At 68.7% G+C, this 24947-nt stretch carries 24 protein-coding genes; 14 read left to right on the forward strand and 10 right to left on the reverse strand.

Going from position 1 to position 24947, the window contains the following annotated elements; translation table 11 throughout:
• The first annotated feature begins 7 nt into the window (after positions 1-7).
• From ABD235_RS08350 to ABD235_RS08375, 6 genes are all read left to right on the forward strand, one after another.
• Positions 8-706, forward strand: coding sequence for an SDR family NAD(P)-dependent oxidoreductase (locus ABD235_RS08350; RefSeq protein ID WP_344171666.1), 699 nt, complete (start codon positions 8-10; stop codon positions 704-706).
• Positions 707-731: 25 nt separating this feature from the next.
• Complete coding sequence (locus tag ABD235_RS08355; protein ID WP_344171668.1) at positions 732-1769, forward strand: LacI family DNA-binding transcriptional regulator; 1038 nt, start codon at positions 732-734, stop codon at positions 1767-1769.
• A gap of 94 nt (positions 1770-1863) precedes the next feature.
• Positions 1864-3165 carry an extracellular solute-binding protein gene (locus ABD235_RS08360; protein WP_344171670.1) on the forward strand — a complete coding sequence of 434 codons (1302 nt, stop codon included), beginning with the start codon at positions 1864-1866 and terminating at the stop codon, positions 3163-3165.
• Positions 3166-3184: 19 nt separating this feature from the next.
• Positions 3185-4126, forward strand: a complete 942-nt coding sequence (locus ABD235_RS08365; protein WP_344171672.1) for a carbohydrate ABC transporter permease — start codon at positions 3185-3187, stop codon at positions 4124-4126.
• Entirely contained in the window at positions 4123-5025 is a 903-nt protein-coding gene (locus ABD235_RS08370; protein WP_344171674.1) for a carbohydrate ABC transporter permease, read from the forward strand. Before ABD235_RS08365 ends, ABD235_RS08370 begins: the two co-directional genes overlap by 4 nt.
• Positions 5026-5303: 278 nt before the next feature.
• Positions 5304-5468 carry a hypothetical protein gene (locus ABD235_RS08375; RefSeq protein WP_344171676.1) on the forward strand — a complete coding sequence of 55 codons (165 nt, stop codon included), beginning with the start codon at positions 5304-5306 and terminating at the stop codon, positions 5466-5468.
• Positions 5469-5541: 73 nt separating this feature from the next.
• Here ABD235_RS08375 and ABD235_RS08380 read toward each other — a convergent pair whose 3' ends face one another.
• From ABD235_RS08380 to ABD235_RS08410, 7 genes are all read right to left on the reverse strand, one after another.
• Complete coding sequence (locus tag ABD235_RS08380; protein WP_344173691.1) at positions 5542-5883, reverse strand: YciI family protein; 342 nt, start codon at positions 5881-5883, stop codon at positions 5542-5544.
• 82 nt (positions 5884-5965) lie between these two features.
• Positions 5966-6748: a sugar phosphate isomerase/epimerase family protein gene (locus tag ABD235_RS08385; protein WP_344171678.1), complete on the reverse strand. Its 783-nt coding sequence runs from the start codon at positions 6746-6748 to the stop codon at positions 5966-5968.
• Positions 6749-6752: 4 nt separating this feature from the next.
• Positions 6753-7607: a carbohydrate ABC transporter permease gene (locus tag ABD235_RS08390; protein ID WP_344171680.1), complete on the reverse strand. Its 855-nt coding sequence runs from the start codon at positions 7605-7607 to the stop codon at positions 6753-6755.
• Positions 7597-8535 (reverse strand): carbohydrate ABC transporter permease, encoded by a 939-nt coding sequence (locus ABD235_RS08395; protein ID WP_344171682.1) that lies wholly within the window; start codon positions 8533-8535, stop codon positions 7597-7599. The genes ABD235_RS08390 and ABD235_RS08395 overlap by 11 nt, the downstream gene beginning before the upstream one ends.
• 5 nt (positions 8536-8540) lie before the next feature.
• The gene (locus ABD235_RS08400; RefSeq protein ID WP_344171684.1) at positions 8541-9845 is read right to left on the reverse strand and encodes an ABC transporter substrate-binding protein; all 1305 of its coding nucleotides are present in this window, start codon (positions 9843-9845) and stop codon (positions 8541-8543) included.
• A gap of 10 nt (positions 9846-9855) precedes the next feature.
• A complete protein-coding gene (locus tag ABD235_RS08405) occupies positions 9856-10998 on the reverse strand; it encodes a mandelate racemase/muconate lactonizing enzyme family protein (RefSeq protein ID WP_344171686.1) in 1143 nt (380 codons plus the stop codon).
• A gap of 16 nt (positions 10999-11014) precedes the next feature.
• Positions 11015-11998, reverse strand: coding sequence for a hydroxyacid dehydrogenase (locus ABD235_RS08410; RefSeq protein ID WP_344171688.1), 984 nt, complete (start codon positions 11996-11998; stop codon positions 11015-11017).
• Positions 11999-12093: 95 nt separating this feature from the next.
• Between ABD235_RS08410 and ABD235_RS08415 the strand changes: the two genes are divergently transcribed.
• Positions 12094-12984 carry a LysR family transcriptional regulator gene (locus tag ABD235_RS08415; RefSeq protein WP_344171690.1) on the forward strand — a complete coding sequence of 297 codons (891 nt, stop codon included), beginning with the start codon at positions 12094-12096 and terminating at the stop codon, positions 12982-12984.
• Between the two features lie 9 nt (positions 12985-12993).
• Positions 12994-13755 carry a putative protein N(5)-glutamine methyltransferase gene (locus ABD235_RS08420; protein ID WP_344171692.1) on the forward strand — a complete coding sequence of 254 codons (762 nt, stop codon included), beginning with the start codon at positions 12994-12996 and terminating at the stop codon, positions 13753-13755.
• Positions 13756-13893: 138 nt separating this feature from the next.
• Here the strand turns inward: ABD235_RS08420 and ABD235_RS08425 are convergent, their stop codons facing one another.
• The gene (locus ABD235_RS08425) at positions 13894-14520 is read right to left on the reverse strand and encodes a carboxymuconolactone decarboxylase family protein (protein WP_344171694.1); all 627 of its coding nucleotides are present in this window, start codon (positions 14518-14520) and stop codon (positions 13894-13896) included.
• Positions 14521-14599: 79 nt separating this feature from the next.
• Between ABD235_RS08425 and ABD235_RS08430 the strand changes: the two genes are divergently transcribed.
• Together ABD235_RS08430 and ABD235_RS08435 are read left to right on the forward strand one after the other, a co-directional pair.
• The gene (locus ABD235_RS08430; protein WP_344171696.1) at positions 14600-15067 is read left to right on the forward strand and encodes a GNAT family N-acetyltransferase; all 468 of its coding nucleotides are present in this window, start codon (positions 14600-14602) and stop codon (positions 15065-15067) included.
• Between the two features lie 91 nt (positions 15068-15158).
• On the forward strand, positions 15159-15563 hold the full coding sequence (locus ABD235_RS08435) for a VOC family protein (protein WP_344171698.1): 405 nt from the start codon (positions 15159-15161) through the stop codon (positions 15561-15563).
• On the opposite strand, the gene ABD235_RS08440 is transcribed toward ABD235_RS08435, so the two are convergent.
• The gene (locus tag ABD235_RS08440; protein ID WP_344171700.1) at positions 15560-17638 is read right to left on the reverse strand and encodes a GTP-binding protein; all 2079 of its coding nucleotides are present in this window, start codon (positions 17636-17638) and stop codon (positions 15560-15562) included. The genes ABD235_RS08435 and ABD235_RS08440 overlap by 4 nt on opposite strands.
• A 169-nt stretch (positions 17639-17807) precedes the next feature.
• On the opposite strand from ABD235_RS08440, the gene ABD235_RS08445 reads away from it, so the two are divergent.
• Together ABD235_RS08445 and ABD235_RS08450 are read left to right on the forward strand one after the other, a co-directional pair.
• A complete protein-coding gene (locus ABD235_RS08445; RefSeq protein WP_344171702.1) occupies positions 17808-18458 on the forward strand; it encodes a class I SAM-dependent methyltransferase in 651 nt (216 codons plus the stop codon).
• Positions 18455-19264, forward strand: coding sequence for a phosphotransferase family protein (locus tag ABD235_RS08450; protein ID WP_344171704.1), 810 nt, complete (start codon positions 18455-18457; stop codon positions 19262-19264). The genes ABD235_RS08445 and ABD235_RS08450 overlap by 4 nt, the downstream gene beginning before the upstream one ends.
• Here ABD235_RS08450 and pyrH read toward each other — a convergent pair.
• On the reverse strand, positions 19257-19964 hold the full coding sequence (gene pyrH, locus ABD235_RS08455) for a UMP kinase (protein ID WP_344171706.1): 708 nt from the start codon (positions 19962-19964) through the stop codon (positions 19257-19259). The genes ABD235_RS08450 and pyrH overlap by 8 nt on opposite strands.
• Before the next feature lie 329 nt (positions 19965-20293).
• On the opposite strand from pyrH, the gene ABD235_RS08460 reads away from it, so the two are divergent.
• Positions 20294-23758, forward strand: coding sequence for an alginate lyase family protein (locus ABD235_RS08460; protein ID WP_344171708.1), 3465 nt, complete (start codon positions 20294-20296; stop codon positions 23756-23758).
• A 126-nt stretch (positions 23759-23884) separates the two neighbouring features.
• Positions 23885-24898 carry a LacI family DNA-binding transcriptional regulator gene (locus ABD235_RS08465; protein ID WP_344171710.1) on the forward strand — a complete coding sequence of 338 codons (1014 nt, stop codon included), beginning with the start codon at positions 23885-23887 and terminating at the stop codon, positions 24896-24898.
• Positions 24899-24947 lie beyond the last annotated feature (49 nt).

The following is a 24947-nucleotide window of genomic DNA, read 5'->3' on the forward strand; positions in this document are numbered from 1 at the left end:
GGACGGCGTGTCCAGAACGATCGTGGTGACCGGGGGAGCGACCGGGATCGGCCGTGCGGCGGCCGAGTTGTTCCGGGCCGACGGCGACCAGGTGGTGATCACCGGCCGCCGCGCGGACGTGCTGAAGACGGCGGCGGCAGGACTCGGCGCCGAGGCGGTGGTCTGCGACGCGACAGATCCGGCGCAGGTCGACGAGCTGGCCGCGGCGCTGCCGGAGCGGGTCGACGTACTGGTCAACAACGCCGGCGGCAATACGGAGCTGAACCACTCAGGTGATCTGGCCGAGCGATGGATCGCCAACTACAAGGCGAACGTGGTGTCGGCCGTGCTGACCACGACGGCGTTGGCGCCGAGGCTCACGACGGCCGCGATCCATCTCGGCTCGATCGCCGGGACGCGCGGCGGCGGTTCGTACGGCGCGGCGAAGGCGGCGCTCGCGACCTGGAGTCTCGACCTGGCCGCCGAGCTCGGGCCGCGCGGGATCACCTCCAACGTCGTCGCGCCCGGCTACACCGCCGAGACCGAGTTCTTCCAGGACCAGCTGTCCGACGAGCGCCGCCGGTGGCTGGTGGAGTCGACGCTGACCGGCCGTGCGGGGACGCCGTACGACGTCGCCGCGCTGATCCATTTCCTGGCCTCGCCCGGCGCCCGGCACCTCACCGGCCAGGTGCTGCACGTGAACGGCGGCGCGCTCACCACCAGGTGAGGCGGGCGTCGGTGACAATGGCCCCATGCGTGCCACCGTCAAGGACGTCGCCAAGCTGGCCGGGGTGTCCCCGAAGACGGTGTCGAACGTCATCAACGGGGTCGTGTTCGTCCGGCCGGAGACCCGCGCGAAGGTGGAGCAGGCGCTCAGCGAGCTCGACTACGTGCCCAACCTGAGCGCGCGCGGACTGCGCAACGGTCGCTCGGGGATGATCGGGCTCGCGCTGCCCGACCTGCTCCGGCCGTACTCGGCCGAGATCACGCACCTGGTCGTCGAGCTCGCGCACGAGCGCGGCTGGGGCGTGCAGATCGAGCAGACCGCCGCCGAGCCGGACCGCGAGTACGACCTGCTCTCCAAGGCGCGGTCGCACCAGATCGACGGCCTGATCCTGAACCCGGTCAACCTCGACGACAGCGCGGTCATGTCGGCCGGTCCGCTGCCGCCCGTCGTACTGATCGGTGACGTCGACCAGGACGTCGTCAGCCAGGTCTGCATCGACAACGTCGGTGCCGCCCGCGACATGACCCAGCACCTGGTCGACCAGGGATACCGCCGCATCGCCGCGGTCGGCACACCTGAAGCCCCCGGGAGCCCGACCCGGATCGGTGGCCGCACCGACTCGGCCGGTACGGCGGCCGCCCGCCTCCGCCTGATCGGCTACCGCGAGGTCCTCACCGCGGCCGGCCTGCACGATCCCGCGCTCGAGATCGCCCTCGACCGCTGGAGCCCGGAAGGCGCCGCGACCGTCGTCGGCCGCTACCTCGAGGACCACGATCCGCCAAACGCGATCTTCTGCTTCACCGACACGATCGCGACCGGCACCCTGTCGGCGCTCTGGTCGGCCGGCGTCTCGGTGCCCGGCGACTGCGCGGTGGCCGGTTTCGACAACATCCTCGAGAGCCGGTACACCGTTCCGCCGCTGACCACGGTCGACTTCGACCGCCGCAGCTTCGTCCAGGCCGCGCTGGACCTCCTCGGCGAACGGATGGCCGACCGGGCCGCGACACCGCGCCGGATCGTCGTACCGCACCGCGTCGTACCGCGCGCCAGTACCGCACGTTAGCCAACACGTTTCTACAAAAACCATGACGGGTAGGGCTTGTCAGCGCATTGCAACGATGTAATGATCGGTGCCGCCTGCGAAGGAGACAGCCCTCATGACATCGTTCGATCGTCAGTTCTCCCGGCGCCGCCTGCTCTCCGGAGCGGCCGCGCTGGCCGGCGGAAGCCTGCTGCTCGGCTGTTCGCCGGGCAGCGGCGGCACCGGCACCGAGCTCAACTACTGGCACCTGATGACCGGCGGTGACGGCATCGTGATGGCCGGCCTGGTCGACGCCGTGAACGGCCTGAACGCCGGGTTCCACGCCAAGCAGACCGTGCTCGCGTGGGGTCCGCCGTACTACACGAAGCTGGCGATGGCGTCGGCCGGCGGCCGTGCGCCGGACCTCGCGATCATGCACGCCTCCAGGATCGCGGGCTACGCGCCCGGCGGCCTGCTGGAGCCGTGGGACCTCGACCTGCTCGCCGAGGTCGGCCTGAAGGAGAGCGACTTCCCGCCGTTGGTCTGGCAAAAGGGCCTGTACGACGGGAAGCTCTACTCGATCGCGCTCGACACCCACCCGTTCGTGCTCTACTACAACACCGAGCACGCGACGAAGGCCGGCGTCACCGACGCGATCGCCTCGATGGACAGCCCCGAGGCGTTCACCGAGGTCGCGTCCAAGCTGCAGAAGGTGACCGGCAAGCACGGCCTGTCGTACGGCTACCTCGGCGACCCCTCGCAGATGTGGCGGCTGTTCTACACCTTCTACCGCCAGACCGGCGCGGAGCTGAAGCTCGTCCCCGGCAGCAAGGCCGAGGTCGACGAGGCCGCGGCGGTGAAGGCGCTCGAGTTCGTGCAGTCGTTGCTGAACGACACGATCGCCACCCGCAGCGGCGACGGCGGTACGGCGGTCAGCGAGTTCCTGCACGGCGAGAGCGGCCTGCTCTTCGGCGGCGTCTGGGAACTGCCGGTGCTGAAGGACTCCAAGATGCCGTTCGACGCGATGCCGATCCCGACGCTGTTCGGGCAGCAGGCTGCGTACGCCGACTCGCACACGTTCGTACTGCCCCGGCAGTCCAAGGCCGACCCCGACCGGCGCCGTTCCACGTACCGACTCGTCGCGGAAATCCTGAAGCGTTCGGTCAAGTGGGCGGGGGCCGGTCACATCCCGGCGTACCAGCCGGTGGTGAAGAGCCCGGAGTACCTGGAGCTGAAACCGCAGTCGAACTACGTCGGCATCCCGGCGTACGTGAACTACGACCCGGACGTCTGGTTCAGCGGCGCCGGCAGCGACTTCACCAGCTACTTCGCGGAGAACGTGCAGAACGTCTACCTCGGCAGCGGGGACCCGGCGGCCGGCTTCGACGGATTCGTGCAACGGCTGAACAAGCTGCTCGACCGCCCGCAACCGGTCTGATCGACGAAGGGAGACCGTCATGCCGACAGCAGTCGACACCCCCGCCGCGGACCTGGTGGTTGCGGAGGGCAACAGTACCGGCCGGGCCCGCGCGCAGCGCGGCGAGTCGCTCACCGGGTGGGCCTTCGCGGCACCGTTCGCGGTGCTCTTCGGCCTGTTCCTAGTGGTCCCGGCCGTCTACGGCCTGTACCTGAGCTTCACCGGCGAGACCCTGACCGGCGCGAACGGCGAGCTGGTCGGTTTCGCCAACTTCACCGAGGCGCTCAGCGACCCGGACCTGTGGAAGTCGTTCGGCAACACCTTGTGGTTCACGCTGCTCAGCACCGTCCCGCTCGTGGTGCTGTCGCTGGCGTTCGCGCTGCTGGTGAATCTCGGACTGCCCGGCCGGTGGCTGTGGCGGCTGTCGTTCTTCCTGCCGTACCTGCTTGCCTCGACCGTGGTCGTGCTGTTCTGGTCCTGGATGTACAACCCGAAGCTCGGGCTGATCAACGGCGTGCTGGCCGAGTTCGGGATCGCGCCGGTGGCTTGGTTGCAGGACCCGAACGTGGCGATGATCTCGGTGGTGATCACCACGCTGTGGTGGACGATCGGGTTCAACTTCCTGCTCTACCTGGCCGCGCTGCAGAACATCCCCGAGCAGCAGTTCGAGGCGGCCGCGATCGACGGTGCCGGCAAGTGGCGGCAGCTGTTCTCGATCGTCGTCCCGCAGCTCGCGCCGACCACCGCGCTGATCCTGACGCTGCAGGTGCTGGCCTCGCTGAAGGTGTTCGACCAGATCTACATGCTCACCAACGGCGGCCCGGCCGGGTCCACCCGTTCGATCGTCCAGTACATCTACGAGGCCGGCTTCACCGGCTACAGGTTCGGCTACTCGTCGGCGATCTCGTACCTCTTCTTCGCGATCATCGTGCTGATCTCGATCGCGCAGTACAAGCTGATCAACCGCAGGAGCGCCCAGTGAGCACCTACACGTTGTCGAGAGGGATCCAGCGCGGCAAGGCGGCGTACCGGCAGGGGCACAAGCCGGGGGAGAACCCCTGGAGCGTGTCGCGGATGGTGGCGCTGCTGATCCTGGCGTTCCTGGCCGCGACCTGGCTGGTCCCGTTCGCGTGGGCGGTGCTGACCTCGCTGAAGAGCGAGGCCGACGCCGCCGCGTCCACGGTGAGCCTCTCCCCGGCGGACGGTTTCAGCTTCGACGCCTACCGCAAGGTGCTCTCGGCCGGGGACATCCCGCTGTGGGCCTGGAACAGCCTGTTCACCTCGGTGCTGATCACCTTCGTGACGGTCGCCACCTCCGCGCTGGCCGGTTACGCGTTCTCCCGGATCAGCTTCCGCGGCCGGCGCGGACTGTACGCCGCGATCATCGCGGCCATCATCATTCCGCCGCAGTTGCTGATCGTTCCGCTGTTTCGTCAGATGCTCGCCTTCGACCTGGTCGACACCTATTGGGGAATCATTCTTCCGCAAGCGTTTGCGCCCGCGATGGTGCTGATCCTGAAGCGATTCTTCGACCAGATTCCGGTCGAGCTGGAAGACGCCGCCCGGGTCGACGGCGCGAACCGGCTGCGGGTGTTCTGGTCGATCGTGCTGCCGCTGTCGCGGCCAATTCTCGCCGCGGTCGCGATCTTCGTCTTCATCGGTGCGTGGAACAACTTCCTCTGGCCGTTCATCGTCACCACCGACGCCGATCTGATGACGCTGCCGGTCGGCCTGCAGACGGTGAAGAGCGCGTACGGCCTGCAATACGCGCAGAACATGGCCTCGGCGATCCTGGCCGCATTACCACTGGTGCTGGTCTTCCTCTTCTTCCAGCGCCAGATCATCAAGGGAATCGCCACCACCGGCTTCGGCGGCCAGTAATCCTCACATCCCCTTGAAAACCTCCTCACAGTCAGCAAGGCTGCTGCGATGGCTCTGTCACTGTGAGGAGTGATGGCGCCTGTCGTACAACCCAACTAGTCCCTCGGGGGACCCGATGAGGAGGGGGATCTGTGTCAGCCATGAGGCGGCTCGCCGAGCAGCGCCGTGATGTGAGGAGTCACGGCACGACAACGCTCGGCAGGGCTTCGATCCAACCAGCGGTTTGCACCGGTATCCACGAGGTGAGCTCGTCGATCCGCACCGGGCAGCCGCGACGCGTGGCGGTTCTGACCTTGAGCAACGGTCTGACCACCACGCTGCGTCTCGACGACGGGGCCCAGGCTCCGGACCCGGGCGCGACGGTGTTCGTCCGGGGTGGCCGCGGGATGGGTGATCAACCCGCCACAGGTGGGGTCACTCTCGCGCCGGCGTACCCCAGCTAGAACACCCGGCTGCAGTGACTCGCCGGTCTCAGGTCAACGCCGAGCTGAGCCCGGCAAGTCGCTGGAACACACTTCACTCCTCGAACGGAGTCGTGAGTGCTCGCACCTCGATCGGCGAGTACTTCGCCTCGACCAGCCGTCCGGCCAGTTCGGTCGCGCGCTCGAGGTCGCACTCGAGCAGGTAGTACCCGGCCAGGACCTCCTTGGCCTCGGTGAACGGGCCGTCGGTCACCGCCGGCGCGTTGTCGCGGACCTGGACCACCCGCGCGTCGGCCGTGGCCAGTCCGTCGGCCGCGACGAACTCACCGCTGGCCCGCGTCTCGGCCAGGAGGGCGCGGTGCACGTCGAAGACCGACTCCATCCCCTCGGCCTCCAGGGCCTTCCAGGTCTCGTCGTTGCCGTAGATCAGCAGCATGTACTTCACGTGGCCTCCTCGATGGGGTTTCGAGGTTACGTCGGAGCCGGTGCCACCTGCTCGACACCGGCTCCTCGGCGTTCTACCGCGCGGCGGCCTGCGCTGCCTTCAGATCGATCCGCAGGCGGTCACCCACCGGCACCGACGGGTCGGAGTACTGACCGGTCAGGCAGATCGGCCCGTTCCAGCCGAGCGTCTCCAGCGTCGCGAACGCGCTCGACCAGTTCGCCAGTCCGTCGGCGCCCTGCACGAACCACGGCTTCCACGCGCCACCGACGTCCGCGCCGGGCTCGGTCGGGACGTACGTGACGTTCTTCAGGTTCACGATGCCGAGCCGGTCCTTGGCCAGCTCGAGCGTGATCTTCGGATCGTCGCCGGCCAGTACGTCGTGCGCCGCGTCCCACACGACCTTGAACTGCTCCGGCAGACCGTCGAGCAGCTGCACCACGCCCAGCGTCGACGCGACGAACTTGCCGTGGTGCGGCTGCACCCCGACCTGTACGCCGTACTGCGCCGCGAATCCGGCAGCCGCTTCGAGCTGCTCGCGGTTCCGGCGTACCGAAGCCGCGTAGCCGTCCGGCCCGAGCTCGGCCATGATCCGGATCATCGGTACGCCGGCCTCGGCGGCCGCCGCGAAGGTGGACTCCTCCAGCCCACTGGCGATGCTGATCGGTGCCACGCCCGCGTCGCGGAGCTGCTCGGTGAACGCGGGCAACACCTTCTCGGCCGTGGCCGGCGTCACGAACGCCGTGTCCCGGACGGGGATCTCCGCGCCGGCGAACCCGAGCCCGGCGACGAGCTCGCCCAGCTCGTCGCCGGGCAGCTCGGCCCACGGCTTGGTGAAGACGGACCAGGTGTAGTTCATGGGTTCAGCGGCCTCCGAGTCCACTCATGGTGATGCCCTTGACGAACCAGCGTTGGGTGAGGAAGAACAGCACGATCAGCGGCACGGTCGTGATGGTCGCTGCCATCAGCAACAGGTTCCACTGGGTACCGTTGGTGTCCTGGAAGACCTGCAGGCCGACGGCCGCCGTACGGGTCGCCTCGCTGTTGGAGACGACCAGCGGCCAGAGCAGGTTGTTCCACTGGCCGATGAACTTGAACACCGCCAGCGTCGCGATCGCCGGCACCGCCAGCGGCACGATCACCCGGATGAACGCCTGCCACCGGTTGGCGCCGTCCAGCCGCGCGGCTTCCTCGTAGTCGCGCGGGATGCCGAGGAAGAACTGCCGCAGCAGGAACACGCCGAGCGCGGTGAACGCGTGCGGCAGGATCATCCCGGGCCAGGTGTCGATCCCGTGCAGCTTCGCGACCAGCACGAACTGCGGGATCAGCGTCACCTGCGACGGGATCATCAGCGTCGCCAGGTAGATGCCGAACAGCCAGGTCCGGCCGGGGAACTGCAACCGGGCGAACGCGTACGCCGCAAGTGCGGCCGTGACGGTCTCCAGCAACGTCGTACCGGCGGCGAAGATGACCGTGTTGACCAGGTACCGGCCGAGCGGGACCAGGTCGAAGGCGCGGGTCAGGTTCTCCGGGTGCCAGGTGCTCGGCCAGAACGACGGCCGCGCGGCCATCGACTCGGCGTCGGACTGGAACGCCACCAGCACCATCATCACGACCGGTACCAGCGTCACCGCCGTCACCACGAAGCACGCGAAGACCACCAGCTTGCGAGTGGCAACGGGGTTCTTCTGCAGGGGTGCGAGCACGTTAGTTGTCATAGTGGACGAGCCTCCGCTGGAGCAGGAACTGGGCCGCGGTGATCACCACGATGAAGCCGAACAGGACCAGCGACTGCGCCGCGGCGTACCCCTGGTCGTAGTTCTCGAAGCCGGTCCGGTAGATGTACATGACCAGCGTGGTCGTTCGCGATCCCGGACCGCCGTTGGTCATGATGAGGGCCTGGTCGAAGACCTGGAACGACCCGATGATCGACGTCACCACGACGAAGAACAGCGCCGGCGACAGCATCGGCAGCGTCACGTTGCGGAAGGTCTGGAGCGCGTTGCTGCCGTCCACCTTCGCCGCCTCGTACAGCTGCTGCGGGATCGCCTGCAGCCCGGCCAGGAAGACCACCATGCCGAACCCGAAGCTCTTCCACACGCTCATCGCGATCAGCGCCGGCATCGCCCAGCCGTCCGAGATCAGCCACTGCGGCCCGTCGATCCCGACCAGGCCGAGCACGGCGTTCACCAGGCCGTCGTGCGGGATGTAGAGCCAGATCCAGACGAACGCGACCGCCACCGTGATCGTTGCGTACGGCAAGAGCAGCAGCGAGCGGAAGACCGCGATCCTCTTCAGCCCCTGGTTGAGCAGCAGAGCCAGCGCCAGGCTGACCACGATCGTGACCGGGACGCTGACGAAGGTGAAGTACGCCGTGTTGCCGAGCGCCGACCAGAACGTCGGGTCGGGACCGAGCCGGGCGAAGTTCTTCAGGCCCGCCCAGGTGGGCGAGCTGAACAGGTTCCAGTTGAGCAGCGAGATCACCCCCGCCGCGACGACCGGTCCGGCGGTGAAGATCAGGAAGCCGATCAGGCTGGGCAGGATGAACAGCCAGGCGGTGAGCGCCTCCTTGTTCCTGGGCTTCTTCGCGGCACGGTGCTGCTGCCGCGGAGTTGTTGCTGCGACAGGGAGTGTGTCGACGGCCATCGGAGTCACCCCTTCCTGGCCGAGGCCTGGCGGACGTTGTCCTGGTGCTGCTTCATCAAGATGTCGAGCCGCGGCGTCAGTCCGTCGATCGCCTCCCGGACCGAGACCTGCCCGAGGAACGTCCGCGGCAGGTCCTGGCCGAGCAGCTGCTTGACCTGGTTCCAGTTCGTGGTCACGTCGAACGGGTGACCGCCGGCGATCTTGCCGGCCAGGATGTCCTGCACGATGCCGAGGTTGTCCGGCGGCGGCTTGAACGCACTGCCCGCCGACAGCCGGGCCGGGTTGTTGCGGCCGGCCTCGGCATAGATGTCCAGGGCCCCCTTGCTGGTCAGCGTCTTCAGCAGCTTCCACGCCAGATCGAGATCGTCACCGCGGACCTTGGCCGGGATCGCGAAACTCGAACCGGACACCCGCGGCGTACTGCCGGCGGCCCCCGCCGGGAACGGCATGATGTCCCAGTCGAACTTCGCCTTGCGCACGTTCACCACCTGCCACGGGCCGTTGTGCATGAAGGCGACGTTGCCCTCCATGAAGTTGGCCAGCGAGCTCTCGGTGACCAGGTTGGCGATCGGCGGCGTCACCTTGTCCTTCACGAACAGGTCGACGACGTACTGGACCGCCTCCATCGCCTCGGGCGCGTTCAGCGCGCTCCGGTCCCAGGCCTCGTTCATCACGTTGCCGCCGGCGCAGTAGATCCACGACACCAGGTCGTCGATCGACGGCGCGCAGGTGAACCCGTACTGATCCGGTCCGGTCATTTCCCTGGCCAGGTCGCGGAACGTCGCCCACGACATCGGCACCGTCGGCGAGGGCGCCGGGATGCCCTTCTTCTCCAGCAGCGTCTTGTTGTAGTAGATCACCGTCGGCGCGACGTCGAACCCGATCGCGTACGTCTGGTGGTTGAACGAGCTGATGTCGCGGATCGGCCGGTAGAAGTCGTCGAGGTCGAAGTCCTGATCGCCCGCGATCAGGTCGTCGAGCGGCCGGTGCGCGCCGCGGGCGGCGTAGGTCGGGATCAGCCAGCCGTTCAGCGCGGTCACCAGGCCCGCGGTGCCGCTGACCAGCTGGAGGTCGAGTTTGGTCGGGTAGCCGCCGGACGGCGTGAGGGTGGGGACGGACTTCACCTGCAGCTCGCGTTCGACGTACGCGCTGAAGGCGTCCCAGACCTTGCGTTCGGCCGGGCTGCTGGACCACATCGACCAGGCGGCGGCGCCACTCGGTGGACCGGAGGAGCAGCCGGCGGCTGCGGCTCCCAGTCCGGCCAGGCCGGTCAGCTTGAGCAAGCTGCGGCGGGACAGCTGTGTCTGCATCAGGGACTCCTCAGGTGAAGAGCAGGTCGATCGACTCGGCACGGATCCGCTCCTCGTCGACCACGACGCCCAGGCCAGGGGCGGTGGGGACCGTCGCGACGGCCTTGGTGATCGTCAAGCCCTCGACGTACAGGTCGGACAGCAGCTCCGGCCCGTTCAGCTCGGCGGGCAGTGCCAGTTCCAGCTGGCTGAACACGTGCAGCGCGGCCGCGAAGCCGATGCCGCAGTCGGTCAGGCCGCTGGACAGGATCTCGAGACCGCCGGAGAGCGCGACCTGAGCGGTCTTCAGCGCGTTGCGCAGACCGCCGGACTTGCAGATCTTGACCACGACCAGGTCGGCGGCGTCGAGCTGGATCGCCCGGGCCAGGTCCTGCGCGGTGAAGCTGCCCTCGTCGATCGCGACCGGCAGGTCGATCAGGCCGCGCAGCCGGCGCATCGCCAGCAGGTCGGTGCTCGGCACCGGCTGCTCGACGCAGTGGATGGTCCGGATGTGACGGGTGCGGTCCAGCAGCTGCTTGAGCGCGCTCGGCCGGTACGACTGGTTCGCGTCCAGCCACAGCGGCTTGGTGCCCGCGACCTCGGCGACCGCCTCGATGATCGCGGCGTCCTGATCGGGATCGCCACCGATCTTCACCTTGTACGCCGCATAGTCCGACGACTGCTGGGCGTGCTCGCGCACGGTCTCCGGAGCACCGACGCCGATCGCCGAGCAGAGCGGGATCTCGTCGTGCACCTTGCCGCCGAGCAACGCGTGCACCGGTACGCCGGCCAGCTTGCCCGCCGCGTCGTGCATCGCGAGATCGACCGCGGCCCGCGCGAACGGGAAGCCGTTGGACACCGCCGGACTGAGTCGCTTGGCCGCCTGCTGGTGGAACAGCTCGACGTCGAACGGCGTCAGCTCCAGCAGGAGCGGCGCCAGGTGCCGGTTGATCACCACCGCGATCGTCTCGGCCGTCTCGTAGCTCCAGCTGGGGAGCGCTCTCTGCTCGCCCCAGCCGACCACGCCGTCCTCGGTGGTCAGCTTCACGAACACGACCGCGCCGGCCTGGTCCGGGCGCTGCTCGGGACTCCCGACCGCGCCGCTGCCCAGCACGAACGGCCGGGCGAACGGCACGGCGACGGCGAAGACCTCCACCGATCTGATCCGCGACATCGGGTCTCTCCTTCCCTCAGGCCTGGATCGACCAGGACGCCGGGTCGACGGAGCTCGGTCCGCGGGTGCCGTGGTCGAGGTACTGCAGGACGTCGGCGATCACGAACCCGGCCAGCGCGAGGTGACCCTCTTCGGTGTCACCGGCAACGTGCGGGGTGAGCAGCAGGTTCGGTGCCTCGAGCACCTTCTGCTCCAGCGTCGGCGGCTCCGGGTCGTACACGTCGAGGGCGGCGTGGATCCGTCCGTCGAGCGCGTGCTCCAGCAGCGCCTGCTGGTCGATCGCGGGACCGCGTGACGAGTTCACGACGACCGCGCCGTCCGGCAGCTGCTCGATCAGCTTCCGCGTGACCAGGCCCTTGGTCTCCGGTACGTCGGGAACGTGCAGGCTGACGAACGTCGACTGCAGCGTCTCCTCCAGCTCGGCCCGGCGTACGCCGAGCTCGGCCGCGCGCTCGTCGCTCAGGTACGGGTCGTAGACGACGACGTCGCAACCGAACGGCTTCAGCAGTGTGATCAGCGCTCGCGCCGTCGAGCTGGCGCCGAGGATGCCGACCTTCGCGCCGGCCAGCTCGTGCCCGCGGTACGCCGTCTGCTTCCAGCCGCCGCTTCTGATCGCTCCGTCGAAGCGGGGGAGCCGGCGGGCCAGCGTCAGCATCGCGGCGAGGCAGTACTCGCCGACCGACCACGCGATCCGGCCGCCGGCGGTGAACACCGCGACGCCCTGGTCGAAGATCGCCGGGTCGACCAGCTTCTTCACCGAACCGGCCGCGTGCGCGACCACCCTCGGTCCGGCGCCGTTCGCCCAGATCGACTGGTCCAGGTGCGGCGTACCCCAGCTGGTGAGCACGGCGTCGGCATCTTTCGAGAGCGCGATCACCGTCTCCGGGTTCGTGTCCGGCGCCCAGGTCACCGCGAACCGCTGCTCGATCAGCTCCCGGGTCAGCGGGTCGATCACGTCCGCGGCGCGTTCGGCGGTCATCAGCACAGCCAGCTTGGTCACTTCGGCTCCTCACCTGTCTTCGACTGGTCCGAAGGTAAGGGCTTTCCGTTATGCTCGTCCAAGCCCGATTCCGCATCGATCGATACCGAGGGCGCATGGACCTGTCACTGCAGCAACTCCGCGGCTTCGTCGCGGTCGCCGAGGAGCAGCACTTCGGCCGGGCCGCCCAGAAGCTGAACATGACCCAGCCACCGCTGACCCGGCAGATCCAGGCGCTGGAGCGCTCTCTGGGCGTGAACCTGTTCGACCGCACCGGTAGGGGAGTGCGGCTCACCGCGGCCGGCGGCGTCTTCCTCGAGCACAGCCACCGGGTGCTCGCGCTGCTGGAGGTCGCGCCCGAAGCGACGCGGCGCGCGGCCGACGGCCAGACCGGGACGCTGCGGCTCGCGTTCACCGCGATCGGCGCGTACGCCGTACTGGCCGACTTCCTGGCGATGGTGAACCGGCGGATCCCGGCCGTCAGCGTCGAGCTGACCGAGCTGGTCAGCCCCGACCAGTACGAAGCGCTCGCGAACCTGGAGATCGACATCGGCCTGGTCCGGCCGCCGATTCCGGACGGGTTCGAGTCGCTGCTCGTGCACACCGAGGACCTGGTTCTCGCCGTCCCGGCCGATCACAAGCTCGCAAGCGGCTCGTCCCCGGTGACCTTGGCGGACGTCACCGACGAGTACATCGGCTACAGCCCCGAAGGATCCCGCTACCTGCACGACATCTGCGCGGCGATGATCGGCATGAACCGGTACGCCGTCAGCCAGCTCGCGTCGCAGGTCCCGACGATGCTCGCGCTGGTCCGGGCCGGCCTGGGCTGCGCGCTGATCCCGCGCTCGATCATGGCGATGGGCGTCGAGGGCGTCCGGTACCGCGAACTCGACGCGGCCGACGCGCACTCGGTCACCCTGCACGCGTGCTGGAGCCCGGACAGCCCGAACCCCGCGCTGCAGCGGCTGGCGGAAACCCTTCGCGTGCACCCGCAGCTGGAGGATTAGATAGCCCTCGTGCTCACCTCCGACTCGATCGTCACCACGCTGCGCGCCGCCGGTTGTGTCTTCGCCGAGGAGGAGGCCGAGCTCATCCTCGCGACCGCCGCCGACGCCTCGGACCTGGATCGGATGGTCGAGGAGCGGGTCTCCGGACTGCCGTTGGAGCAGGTGCTCGGCTGGGCCTCGTTCCACGGCGTCCGGGTGCTGATCGACCCGGACGTCTTCGTTCCCCGTCGCCGGACCGAGCACCTGGTCGACGAGGCGATCGCGCGATGCCGTGCTGATGCGGTCGTGGTCGATCTGTGCTGCGGATCCGGAGCCCTCGGGCTTGCCGTTCTGACCGCCGTGCCTGGGGTGGAGCTGTACGCGGCCGACCTGCACCCGGCCGCCGTACGGAATGCTCGCCGCAACCTCCCGGCCGCGCAGGTGTTCGAAGGCGATCTCTACAACGCCCTACCCACCGACCTGCGCGGACGCGTCGACATCCTGCTCGCGAACGTCCCGTACGTGCCGACCGGCGACGTCCAGTTCCTCCCCGGCGAGGCCCGGCTGCACGAACCCCGGCTCACCCTCGACGGCGGACCCGACGGCCTGGCACTCCTCCGTCGAGTCGCCGCCGAAGCCGCGGACTGGCTCGCTCCCGGCGGCTACCTCTTCACCGAGGCCAGCGCCGAACAGGCTCCGCTCGCGGCGGAGATCCTGTCCGCCGCCGACCTGACGACCACGATCAGCACCGACGAGGACGACTTCGGCACCACGGTCATCGGCGCTGTCTGACGAGCGCGGCTCGGTCGAGATCGCGCTCACCTCGGACACGCGCGCCAGCAACTTCGCCACCACCTCCGCACCGTGGATCGGCGCCCGCGCCGCCGCCGCCGTCGGTGACCAGCACGACGTCCTCAGCCGGGGACTCGGTCACGCCGCCGATCCCGCCGAGGCGGCGCCTTTCTTCGCCGCCTCGGGACGCGAGGCCAACGGGATCTCGCAGGCTGACGAGTAGCCCTGCGAGGTGATCCCCAGCGCGGCGTTGCCCCGGCTCGACAGGTTGGCGAAGCCGATCACGCTCGTGAGCTCGACCAGCGCGGCGGGACCGAGCGCGGCGAGCAGCCGCGCCACCAGCTCGTCGGTGACCGTCGGCGGTGTCGTCGTCATCGCCTCGGCGTACTCCAGCACGTCCCGCTCCAGCGGCGAGAACACCTTCGACTCCCGCCACCGCGGCACCTGGCTCGCCTTGGCCAGATCGAGTTCCTGGTCGAGGGCCTGGAAGTAGCTGACGTCGAGGCACCAGCTGCACCCGATCAGCGACGCCACCGCCATGTGCGCGAACGACTTCAGGCTCGCGTCGGCGACCGACCAGCCCTCCACCATCTGTCCCCAGTCGAAGGTGTCCTCGGCGACCTTCGGGTTGTGCGACATCACCTCCAGCGGCTCGGGCACCGTCCCGAACCGCTCGGTCATGGTCTCGACCACCTCGGCCGGAAGTTCGGCCTTGGGAACGCGCAGTGCCATCGTGTTCTCCTCGTACGGGTGCGTTGTCGGCATCAAGACACCGCCCGGTCCGCGGGCGTGACACCCGGTACGCCGTACGCTCGCCTCGTCGTCGTCCGAGGAGGCTGCACCGATGAGCGATGTGACTGTCCGAACCGCGGTCGCGGGGGACCTCGACGGAGTCGTGGCGTCCTGCACGGCGCTGTTCGCCGAGGACGCGGGAACGCGTGACCCGCTCCGGAACAAGAACTGGCCGGCGACGTACGGCGGTGAGTGGGCGAGCGGCCTGATCGCGGACCCGGAGTCCTTGGTGCTTGTGGCAACGACCGACGGCGTGGTCGGCCACCTGATCGGCAAGTTCCTGCCGGCCTCGGAGATGTGGATCGCGCCCCGCGCCGAGCTGGTCAGCATGTACGTCCGCCCCGAGGCCCGCGGCGGGGGAGTCGCCGGCCGGCTCATCGACGCGTTCGTCGCCTGGGCGCGAGAACGCGGCGCCGCCCGGCTCGAGGTCAGCGCGTACGCCGCCAACGAAACCGCGGTGCGCGTGTACGAACGCCACGGCTTCCGCCCGCACTCGATCCTGCTGACCCGATCCGAGTAGCTCTCGGCGGATCTTGTCCAGCGGTTCCTGCTGACGACCACCGATTGAGAGGCCGCCGGAACTGTCGGTCGGCGTTGGTAGCGTCAGGGCAATGGACGGACTGACTCTTCAGGTCACCTCGGTGACCATCATGGCGCCCGACCCGCGGGCGCTGGCGGAGTTCTACGCGCGGCTGCTCGGGCGGCCGGTGACGACCAGCGAGGGACCGCGCGAGGGACACCCGGCAGCCGACGGCTGGGCGCAGATCCGCGCGGCCGAGGGCACCGGCGAGGTGACACTGAACTTCGAGTACGAGGAGCAGTGGAAACGCCCCCGCTGGCCGGCCGAGCCGGGCGCGCAGAACGCGAGCCAGCACCTGGACATCGCGGTCGACGACCTGGACGTGGCCACGCAGCATGCCGTTGCCCAGGGCGCCGTTCTCGCGCAGTACCAGCCGCAGGACTCGGTCCGCGTGCTGCTCGACCCGGCCGGCCATCCCTTCTGCCTGTTCGTCTAGACCCGCCTCAGCACGTGCAAGAGGTACTCCCTTCGATTCAGCGGATCGTGATCGGTGCGCTCCCTGCGCGGGACCGCACCGGTCACCGGCTGGTACCGCTCGAACGCCGACTCCAGCACGCCTTCGCCACGAGTGAGCGCGGGAAGCTGCTGCTCCAGCTGGTAGACCGCGGCCGCCGGGATCTCGCCCTCCAGCACCGACGTACCGGTGTCGAGTGCCGGCACGCGAGGGATCGCGCGCAGCTTGGCAAGTGCCGCGAGCACTCCGCGGACGGTGTCGGTCGGGAGCTCCAGCTGGAATCGGTGCATCGGCTCGTGCACCGTCGTTCCCGCTCGGCGTAAGGCAGTCGTCAGGACGAGCGGCGTCAGCAACCGGAAGTCCCCGGCCGTGCTCGACATGCTCTTGTCGAACACCGCATGCGCGTGACTCTGCCGCGCCGAGTAGCCCGAGTGCGTCATCATCACCCGCGCGTCCGGGATCTCCCAGCCGCACAACCCCTGCTGCAGCGTCTCGCGGACCGTCTCCTCGACCGCCTTGATGAACGCGTACGGCATCGATCCGAGCTCGACCTCCAGCGCGAACGACACGCCCGAGCCCGGCGGCGCCGGCTCGACGCGCAGGCCGACGGTCGCCAGGAACGGGTTCGGGTCGACCTTGTTGAACTCGACCGCCTCGCCCGGGCCGTCGATCCGCTCGATGTGGATCGTCGTGGTCTCCCGGAAGGTGACGTCGAGGCCGTACTCCGTGGCCAGGGTGGTCTGGATGACCTCCTTCTGCACCTCGCCGTACAGGGAGACACTCGTTTCCTGGCGTACGTCGTCCTGACGGAGGTTGATCAACGGGTCCTGCTCGGCGAGCTGGGAGAGCGCGCTCTGCAGGTTGCCGCGATCCGACGCACGGGCGGGCAGGACGACGGTCTCGAGCGTCGGGGGAGCGAAGAACGCGGAAGCGCCCGCCCCGCCCCGGTCGACCCCCGCTGCATCAGCAGCTCCGCTCGGGCTCTCGCCCGCCCTTCTTCGGTTCACCCCCGACCCCGTGCCCGGCTCGTCGATGCATCCAGCGGTGATTTCGTCGCCGATGCGGACCTCGGAGAGCCCCCAGAGCTTGCCGATCTGACCGGCGTGAACGCTCGCGCGGGTGGCCGTCGTACCGGAGTCGAAGACGCTGATCGCGGTGACCTTCGCCTCGTGGTCGCCGCGGAAGCGCAGCCGGTCTCGCGTGCGCAGCTCACCACTGAACATCCGCACGTACGCGACCTTCTCGCCCGCCGGCCCTCGCTCGACCTTGAACACCGACCCCGTCACCGGCGCTTCCTTGTCGCCGACCGACGCAGGCAGCAACTCCCGGATCCCCGCGATCAGCGGCTCCGTCCCGGCGCCCGTGATGGCCGACCCGAAGTACACCGGATGCACCACCGCACGCCGGGCCTGCTCGGCCAGTCCGGCCCGAAGAGCCTCGTCGGAGAGCGCGTTCTCGTCCTCGACGTACGTCGCCAGCAACCGGTCGTCGTGCTCGGCCAGCACATCCACCAGGCTCAGCGAGAACCCCGCATCACCCGGCCCGTACGTCGTGAAGCTTGCCCGCGCCGTACCGAGTTCATCGGTCGTGCCCATCGCCACCACGTCCGGCGAGAGCTTCGCCGCCAGCTCCTTGAGCAGCGAGTCGTACCGCGCACCCGCCCGGTCGATCTTGTTGACGAAGATCAGCGTCGGGATCCGCAACCGTTGCAGCGTCCGCATCAGGATCCGCGTCTGCGCCTGCACGCCCTCGACCGCCGACACCACCAGCACGGCCCCGTCGAGCACGCCGAGCACCCGCTCCACCTCGGCGATGAAGTCCGGGTGACCGGGAGTGTCGATCAGGTTCACGCCGACGTCGCCGAGCGCGAACGAGACCACGGCCGACTTGATCGTGATCCCACGCTGCCGCTCGAGCGCGAGCGAGTCGGTCTGGGTACTGCCGTCGTCGACGCTCCCGACCGCGTCGATGACCCCGGCGGCGTACAGCAGCCGCTCGGTCAGGCTGGTCTTACCGGCGTCGACATGCGCCAGAATCCCCAGGTTCAGTGTTTTCACGCAGCTTCATGTCCCTTGCACAGAGGAGGAGGCAGAACGAGGTGGACATGAAACGAGCTCGCATCTCTCGGCGCTCCTTCTCCGCTGGGACAGGTGTTTCCCGAGTACAGCAAATCCGCCATCGGCGGGGCAACAGGTTTTGTCGACGGTGGCGGCTACGGTTCCCGCCATGGACGCCAAGACCGACGAGCTGAGATCCGCCCACGACGCACTGGCCGAGTGGTACGTCGAGAACGTCGAAGGCCTGCTCGACCGGATGCCGATCGAGCGCTCGGTGCTCGACCTGTTCAGCGAACTGACCCTGTCGGCAGGCCTCGGCCCGGTGGTCGGTGACATCGGCTGCGGCACCGGCCGCCTCGCTCCGTATCTCTCCTCACAAGGTCTGTCACCCCGCGGCGTGGACCTGTCACCAGGCATGGTCGAGGTCGCTCGACGCGACCACCCAGGGTTCACCTTCGAGGTCGGCGACCTGCGGCACCTCCCGTTCGAGGACGCGTCGCTGGCCGGTGTCGTCTGCTGGTTCTCGCTGATCTTCCTCCCGCCGACCGAGCGCGAGCCGGCCTTCGCCGAGCTGGCGCGGGTCGTCCGGCCCGGCGGGTATTTCGTGACGGCTTTCAAGCCCGGCGACGGTAAAGTCCGCCGCGGCGGCCGCGCCGCCGGCCTGGGCGTCGAGTACGACGGTTACTGGCTCCCCGCCGACGAGATGGATGCCCGAGCCACCGCCGCTGGCTTCACCACGGTCTTCCGCGGCGTCCGCCCGCCGGATGAGGACGACCCGCACACCTACGTCTACCTACTGTCCCGGAGAACCCGCCTTTGATCGACCTGCAGCTGTACGTCGGTGCGTACGAGACCATCGAGCCCGTCCAGGGCTTCGTCGGCAACGAGACGTTCCGCGTGCGCACGGCGGAGGAGACCTACTACTACAAGTCCGGCCCCGGCCTGGTCGCCGAAGCGCGCGCCTGCACACTGGCCGCCGAAGCCGGCATCCCGGCACCGGAGGTCGTTGCCGTCGGCACCCACGAGACGGGGGAGTACCTCATCCAGCGCGCGGCCGATGGAGCGCCCACCGATCCCTCCGACACCACTGCACTAGCCAGCGCAGGCAAGGCGCTCCTCAAGCTGCACCAAGTCCAAGGCGACGCCTTCGGTCGCCTCAGCGGCCCCCTCCGCACCACGTGGGCCGACCACCTGCTCCAGGAAGTCAAATCCCTGCACCACCTGGTCACCGCCGGCCTCCTCCCGCAAAGCCACCACCACCAACTCATCAACTTGGTCCACGCCGAAGCCTCTGCCCTCGAGCCCGAGCACCCCGCCCTACTCCACGGCGACCTCCACCCCCGCCACCTCTACTCCACCACCGGCACCCTCACCGCCATCATCGACTGGGGCGACGCCCTCTACGGCGACCCTCTGTACGACCTGGCCCGCTTCTCCATCGCCGGCCCCACAAGTGCCCTCTTGACCGCCTACGGCCTGACCCTCACCCCCGACCTCCACCGAACCTTCGCCCTCTACCGAGCCCTCTGGTCCGCCCTCGCCTGCCAAGCAGAACTACAAGCCCACGGCGACTGGTTCCAACCCCACCTCGACCGCATCGCCGCCGACCTCACCTACCTCAGCTGACCAGCGTCCCCACCCGCTCACCACGGCAGATCGCCGTCGCGGCGCCAGGGGCATCGATGTCGAACACGTGCAACGGCAACCGGTGATCGCGCGCCAGGATGAACGCCGACTGGTCCATCACCCGCAACTCCCGATCGATCACCTCCTGATAGCTCAACCGGTCGAACCGCCGAGCGCCCGCCACCGCGTTCGGATCCGCGTCATAGATCCCGTCGGCCCCGTTCTTCGCCACCAGCAAACCGTCCGCGCCCAGCTCCACCGCCCGCTGCACCGCCGGATAGTCCGTCGTGGTGAACGGCTGCCCGTTGCCGCACCCGAGCAGCACGATCGCGCCCTTCTCCAGGTGCCGAATCGCCCGCAGCCGGATGTACGGCTCCGCCAGGTTGTTGATCGGAATCGCCGTCATCAGCCGCACGTCGACGCCTCCCAGCGCGGCGATCCGCCCACGGAGCAGCACGGCGTTGATCACCGTGCCCAGCATGCCGATGTTGTCCGCCTCGACCCGGTCGATACCCCAGTCCTCGGCGCGGTTCCCGCGGAAGACGTTCCCGCCACCCACCACCACAGCAACCTGTACGCCGGTCGCCCGCGCCGCCAGCACCTCGGTCGCCAGGTGCGTCAACCGCTCACTGCTGAACCCGAACTCACCGTCCCCGGCAATAGCCGCACCCGACAGCTTGATCACCAGACGCTGGTCCACGACAGCTCCTCGCTCGACGGTCGGGTGGCATTCTGCCTCACGGTCGAGTACGTCGCCGCCGTACGGGCGGAGTCACGCTGGTCGGCCTCCTCGAGCCGTTGACGTAACGTCGCGACCGACCCTACGGTGATTAAACGATAGATCAGTCGCGAGCACGCGACGTCAACCGGCCGCCTCGTGCTCCCGCCGAACGTTCTCGACGATGTCAGGGACCGGCCGGACCGAGCGTTCGGCCGCACGGACATCGGCGCGGTGACCCGCCCGCTGGACAGCACAGACCTGGAGTCGAAGGACCCGGCGAACGCTCTCACGTGTCATGAGGAGATGGGATGCAACGAAGACTTCTTCGGCGGAGCACGCGCCGCCGTGCCCGTGCGTGGGCCGCGACGACAGTCGCCGTCGCGCTGATGGCGACAGGTCTGTCGCCGGCCCGGGCCGCCACGAGCGACATGTCGGATCTCGGGGAGCTGCTCGACCTGACGCGTCCGGGACTCGCGGCTGTGGCGGCGGAGCTTGCCGCCGGCAACGAGGCCGGCGCCGCGACCGAGCTCAAGGTCTACTACGCGGGCCGCTCGGGTATCGAGTACCCAGGGCTGGGCGGCGCAGGAGGCGGCGACGCGACCGCCGACGAGCTGGCGGCGGGGATCTTCCGGTTCGGCACCGTGACCCGTGACTTCTACGACGACGCCGCGCAGCGGATCGACGTGGACTGGGCGAACCTCTGGGACGGGACAGAGACCATCCCAGGCAGCGCACAGGTTCTGATGAGTGACTTCACGTTTATGCCGACGCTGACGAGCGCCTATCTGAAGGAGAACGACCCGCACAAGCGAGCGGCGTACGCCTCGGCGTGGATGGACATCTCCCTGGACTTCTTCGCCGACAATCCGACCTGGCCACAGAACCGCAACCTGTCGGGCGGCAAGCGGCTGGCCCAGCTCGTCAGCGCGTTCTCCGTGTTCCGGACTGAGCCCAGCATCGACGCGGACGACCTCGTGGCGTACCTGTCCGGCGTGCACGCGACGACGGATCGCCTCGCGGCTGTGCTGCAGATCCATGTCGGAAACAACTGGTACGTCTCGATGGCCCGCGCGATCTACGTCTCGGCGGTCTATCTGCCGGAGTTCAAGGCGTCCTTCGTGCAGGAGCCGTTCGCGGTGCGCTCGGTCGAGCGGTTCCTGCGCGCCTGGGTGAAGGGCGACGGCGTGTACCGCGAGCCGACGTTCAACTATCAGGCCTACGTGGCGGATCTGATCAACACGATGATCGACGTGGCGGAGGCCAACGGGCGAACCCTGCCCAACGGGATCGTTCAGTCAGCGGACTGGATCGCGGATGCGCTGTTCGCGACCCGTCAGCCGAATCTGGAGACAGCGCTCGTCGGTGATTCTCCGAACACGGACGCGGGCGAGAGCGCGATCCGGAAAACCGGTGAGCGCAACTCCTGGTCCGACTTCACCTGGGTCGCCTCCGGGCGCACCGAGGGGACCGTCCCGAGGCTGTCGTCCACGGTGTTCCCGATCAGCTATGCGGCCCAGCGGTCCGGGTGGGACGCCGACGCCCGGTACATGCTGATCAACAACCAGAACTCCAGCTACACGGCCTCTCACCGGCATCCCGACGACCTCAGCCTGGTGATGGCGGCGTACGGGCGTCCGCTGATCGTCGACCCGGGAGCAGGGGACTACAGCGCGACCCCGACGAACGACTGGATGCGGCGCACGACCGAGGCGCACAACACCGTCGAGGTCGACGGGCAACCACAGCCCGCCGGCCTGCCCCGCTCGACGTCGCTGTGGCGCTCGAACGCGGGCCTCGACCTCTACCGCGGTCAAACGCAGGCCTACCGGCCGATCGCGCACGATCGCGTCGTCTACTTCGTCAAGCCCGGCTTCTGGGTGGTCTCCGACGACCTCAGGGGTGACGCCGGCGCGCACGACTACCGGCAGCTCTGGCACTTCCCTGGCGATCCGGTCACCGTCGACCCGGCCACGAACGTCGCCACGGTCGGGTTCGACACGGTGCCCGGCGCCACACCTGTGGCCGGAGTGCAGCTCGTCCCCGTGGCCCAGCACGGCGCCGGCCTCACGTCGAGCGTTCACAAGAACGGCGCCGTGCGGGTGGGCGAGCAGGTTCTCACCGACGTCGACTACCTGTCGTATGACTGGTCCGCGGCCGGCGCCACCGGAGTGGACACGGTCGTGGTTCCCGGCAAGGCCGGCGCCGCGCCCTCGGTGAAGGCGTCGCGCATCGATCTGCCCCACGTGGATCACACCGTAGCCAGCGCCCTGGAGATCGACCTGCCGAAAGCGACCGGCCGCTTCTACCTGTCGCGCGAGGCGATTCCCTCGTCGAGGCAGTTCGGAGCTGCCGCGACCGACGCCGAGACCGCGTACCTCGAGCGTGCCGACAAGGGCCGCGGTCTGACCCGGTACGCGCTGACCCAGGGATCGTCGCTGGTCGACGACGGGGACACCGTCATCAAGGCCTCCGGAGTGGTGTCCGACGTCCACGTGGAACTGCAGGGCGCCACCGCCCAGATCTCCCTCGGCGACCCCTTCACCGGCACCCTTTCGATCACTGCGCCGAAGGCGCGTGCGGTGAAGATCAACGGCATCCCGGCCGCGTTCACCCGCACCGGCAACCTCGTCACCGTCTCGGCCAAGGCAGCCTTCACGCCGAAGCCGTTGCTCAACGAGGAGTTCACCGACACGAGCCTGGACAGCACCCTCTACGACTTCAACGGTTCCCTTGACGGCTGGACCCCGGTGCAGGGCACCTGGACGCTGGGTGGCGCGCAGCCCGGCACGCAGCTGGTGCAGACCTCGAGCACGGACACGCAGTCGTTGGCGGTGCAGCAGGACGTACCGGATGACGTGGTCGTGACCGCCGACATCGTTCCCGGGACACGGAACCAGACAACAGCGACGACCGGCCTCGCGTTCCGCTACCACGACTCCCGCAACTACTACCGAGCCGATGTCGTCAGTACATCGGGAGGCGCCAAGCTGCAGCTCGTGAAGGTCTACAACGCGACGTCGACGCTTCTCGCGCAGACGGAGCTGCCCATCAACGCGGACAGCGCACACGCGCTGACCGTCTCCGCGGTCGGGAAGCATCTGATCGCCACCGTGGGCAACACATCGATCTCCGCGGACGACACGCAACTGCCGACCGGTGGTGCAGCCGCCTCCACGCAGGGCCGGGCCGCGGCCTTCGACAACGTCACGATCACCGAAGGGCTCGACCAGGCCACCTGGCGGGGGATCGCCGGAAAGGTGTCCGTCAACTCGGGGCAGTTGAAGCTCACCCCTACCGATGGCAGGGCGCACGTGCTGGCCGGCTCGACGCTGCCGTCACGCTTCTCCGAGAGCTGTGACTACGCCGCGAAGGCCAGGGTCACGATCAACGGATCCGTCGGCACCGCAGGCATCTCGCTGCGCGACACGTCGGACTCCTACGGGTATCGGATCCACGTCGGCAAGACGAGCGGCAGAACGCAGTACGCCAGCATCGTCCGCGAGGCCCACGCGTCCGGTCCGGTGACGGTGGGCACGGTGTCCCTCAGCAACCCGTTGACAGGTCCCATCGATCTTGGTGCGGCGATCCATGGCGACCGCATCACCGTCACGGTGAACGGTGTTCAGGTCCTGGAGGCTCGCGACAGCGTGGTCCGCAACGGCGGCGTCGGGCTCTACGCATCCACGCAGAGCACGTTCGAGAACCTCACGGTCGCGCGCTCCTGCGAGCCGAAGCGCGCCCGTCCAGGTGTTCCCGGCGCAGGTCCACAGTGAAGAAGGCTGTCCGGCTGAGCCAGATGGCGACGATGTGATCACCTGAGGCCCAGGGAGATCTGGTGTGTTCTCTCCCTGGGCCTCGCGCCCGGAGCCGGCCACAGTGGATTTCGTTACGCTGACCGCATGATCACGATCAAGGACGTCGCGAAGCGGGCCGGGGTGTCCACGGCCGTGGTCTCCGCGGTGATCTCCGGGGCTCGCGGCAATGTGCGGATGAGCGAGGCGACCCGGCTGCGGGTCGAGCAGGCGATCCAGGACACGGGCTATCGCGTCAACCACGCCGCGCAGTCGCTGCGACTGTCCCGATCGGGAGTGATCGCAGCGGTGGTGCCGAAGATCGCGAACCCGGTCTTCGAACTGGCGATTCGTGGCATGCACGCGGCCGCCGAGGAACACGGTGACGTGCTGCTGCTGGCCGATGCGCTGTGGATCGAGCCGGGCAGCCACCTGATGAGCCGGATCGTCGGCACGGGCATGGTCGACGGGGTGTTGCTGCGGTCCACTCAATGGGGCACCGAGACCGCTGAGGAGCTCACCAAGCGGTCCATCCCGTACGTGATTCTGCAGAACCCGCGACCTGACGGCTCGGTATCGGTGTGGATCGACGACGAGGCCGGGATCGGACTGGCCACGAGGCATCTGCTGGGTCTCGGGCACCGCCGCATCGCACTGGTCGGCGGCCCTGTCGTCCCGATCGCCAGCAGTGCCCGGGTCGACGGCTACCGCTCGGCGTTGCGCGCCGCAGGTGTGGGCTTCGACCAGTCGTTGATCAAGCAGGTCGGCTACGAGCCGCCGGATCTGGCGGCCGCCACCCGTGAGCTCCTCGGCTCGGCCCGGCCGCCGTCGGCGCTGATCGTCGACAACATCATCGCGGCACCGGGAGCCATCGCGGCGGCCGTCGACCTCGGCCTGCGGATTCCCACTGACCTGTCGATCGTCGCGTACCAGGATCTGCCCATCGCCGACGCCCTGCGACCGGCGCCGAGCACCGTCCGCATGCCTGTGCAGCAAGCCGGAATGCGCGCCTACACCACCCTGCGCCGGATGATCGACGGCCGCCGCGTCCAGTCGGCGCTGGTGACGCGGCCGGCGCCGAAACTGATCGATCGAGGATCCACGGCACCCTACGCCGGCTGAGCCTCCAGCTGCTCGGAGGACACTGCCGACGGCTTCCTGGGGTCTTGAT

Origin of the sequence: Kribbella lupini (assembly GCF_039529595.1) — a bacterium.
Taxonomy (GTDB): Bacteria; Actinomycetota; Actinomycetes; order Propionibacteriales; family Kribbellaceae; genus Kribbella; species Kribbella lupini.

What these genes read in the sequence shown, in the direction of transcription:
- ABD235_RS08355 (WP_344171668.1), top strand. Translation starts at nt 732, where the DNA reads ATGCGTGCCACCGTCAAGGACGTCGCCAAGCTGGCCGGGGTGTCCCCG.
- ABD235_RS08360 (WP_344171670.1), top strand. Translation starts at nt 1,864, where the DNA reads ATGACATCGTTCGATCGTCAGTTCTCCCGGCGCCGCCTGCTCTCCGGA.
- ABD235_RS08365 (WP_344171672.1), top strand. Translation starts at nt 3,185, where the DNA reads ATGCCGACAGCAGTCGACACCCCCGCCGCGGACCTGGTGGTTGCGGAG.
- ABD235_RS08380 (WP_344173691.1), bottom strand. Translation starts at nt 5,883, where the DNA reads ATGCTGCTGATCTACGGCAACGACGAGACCTGGAAGGCCCTGGAGGCC.
- ABD235_RS08385 (WP_344171678.1), bottom strand. Translation starts at nt 6,748, where the DNA reads ATGAACTACACCTGGTCCGTCTTCACCAAGCCGTGGGCCGAGCTGCCC.
- ABD235_RS08390 (WP_344171680.1), bottom strand. Translation starts at nt 7,607, where the DNA reads ATGACAACTAACGTGCTCGCACCCCTGCAGAAGAACCCCGTTGCCACT.
- ABD235_RS08395 (WP_344171682.1), bottom strand. Translation starts at nt 8,535, where the DNA reads ATGGCCGTCGACACACTCCCTGTCGCAGCAACAACTCCGCGGCAGCAG.
- ABD235_RS08400 (WP_344171684.1), bottom strand. Translation starts at nt 9,845, where the DNA reads ATGCAGACACAGCTGTCCCGCCGCAGCTTGCTCAAGCTGACCGGCCTG.
- ABD235_RS08405 (WP_344171686.1), bottom strand. Translation starts at nt 10,998, where the DNA reads ATGTCGCGGATCAGATCGGTGGAGGTCTTCGCCGTCGCCGTGCCGTTC.
- ABD235_RS08415 (WP_344171690.1), top strand. Translation starts at nt 12,094, where the DNA reads ATGGACCTGTCACTGCAGCAACTCCGCGGCTTCGTCGCGGTCGCCGAG.
- ABD235_RS08425 (WP_344171694.1), bottom strand. Translation starts at nt 14,520, where the DNA reads ATGCCGACAACGCACCCGTACGAGGAGAACACGATGGCACTGCGCGTT.
- ABD235_RS08430 (WP_344171696.1), top strand. Translation starts at nt 14,600, where the DNA reads ATGAGCGATGTGACTGTCCGAACCGCGGTCGCGGGGGACCTCGACGGA.
- ABD235_RS08435 (WP_344171698.1), top strand. Translation starts at nt 15,159, where the DNA reads ATGGACGGACTGACTCTTCAGGTCACCTCGGTGACCATCATGGCGCCC.
- ABD235_RS08445 (WP_344171702.1), top strand. Translation starts at nt 17,808, where the DNA reads ATGGACGCCAAGACCGACGAGCTGAGATCCGCCCACGACGCACTGGCC.
- ABD235_RS08460 (WP_344171708.1), top strand. Translation starts at nt 20,294, where the DNA reads ATGCAACGAAGACTTCTTCGGCGGAGCACGCGCCGCCGTGCCCGTGCG.
- ABD235_RS08465 (WP_344171710.1), top strand. Translation starts at nt 23,885, where the DNA reads ATGATCACGATCAAGGACGTCGCGAAGCGGGCCGGGGTGTCCACGGCC.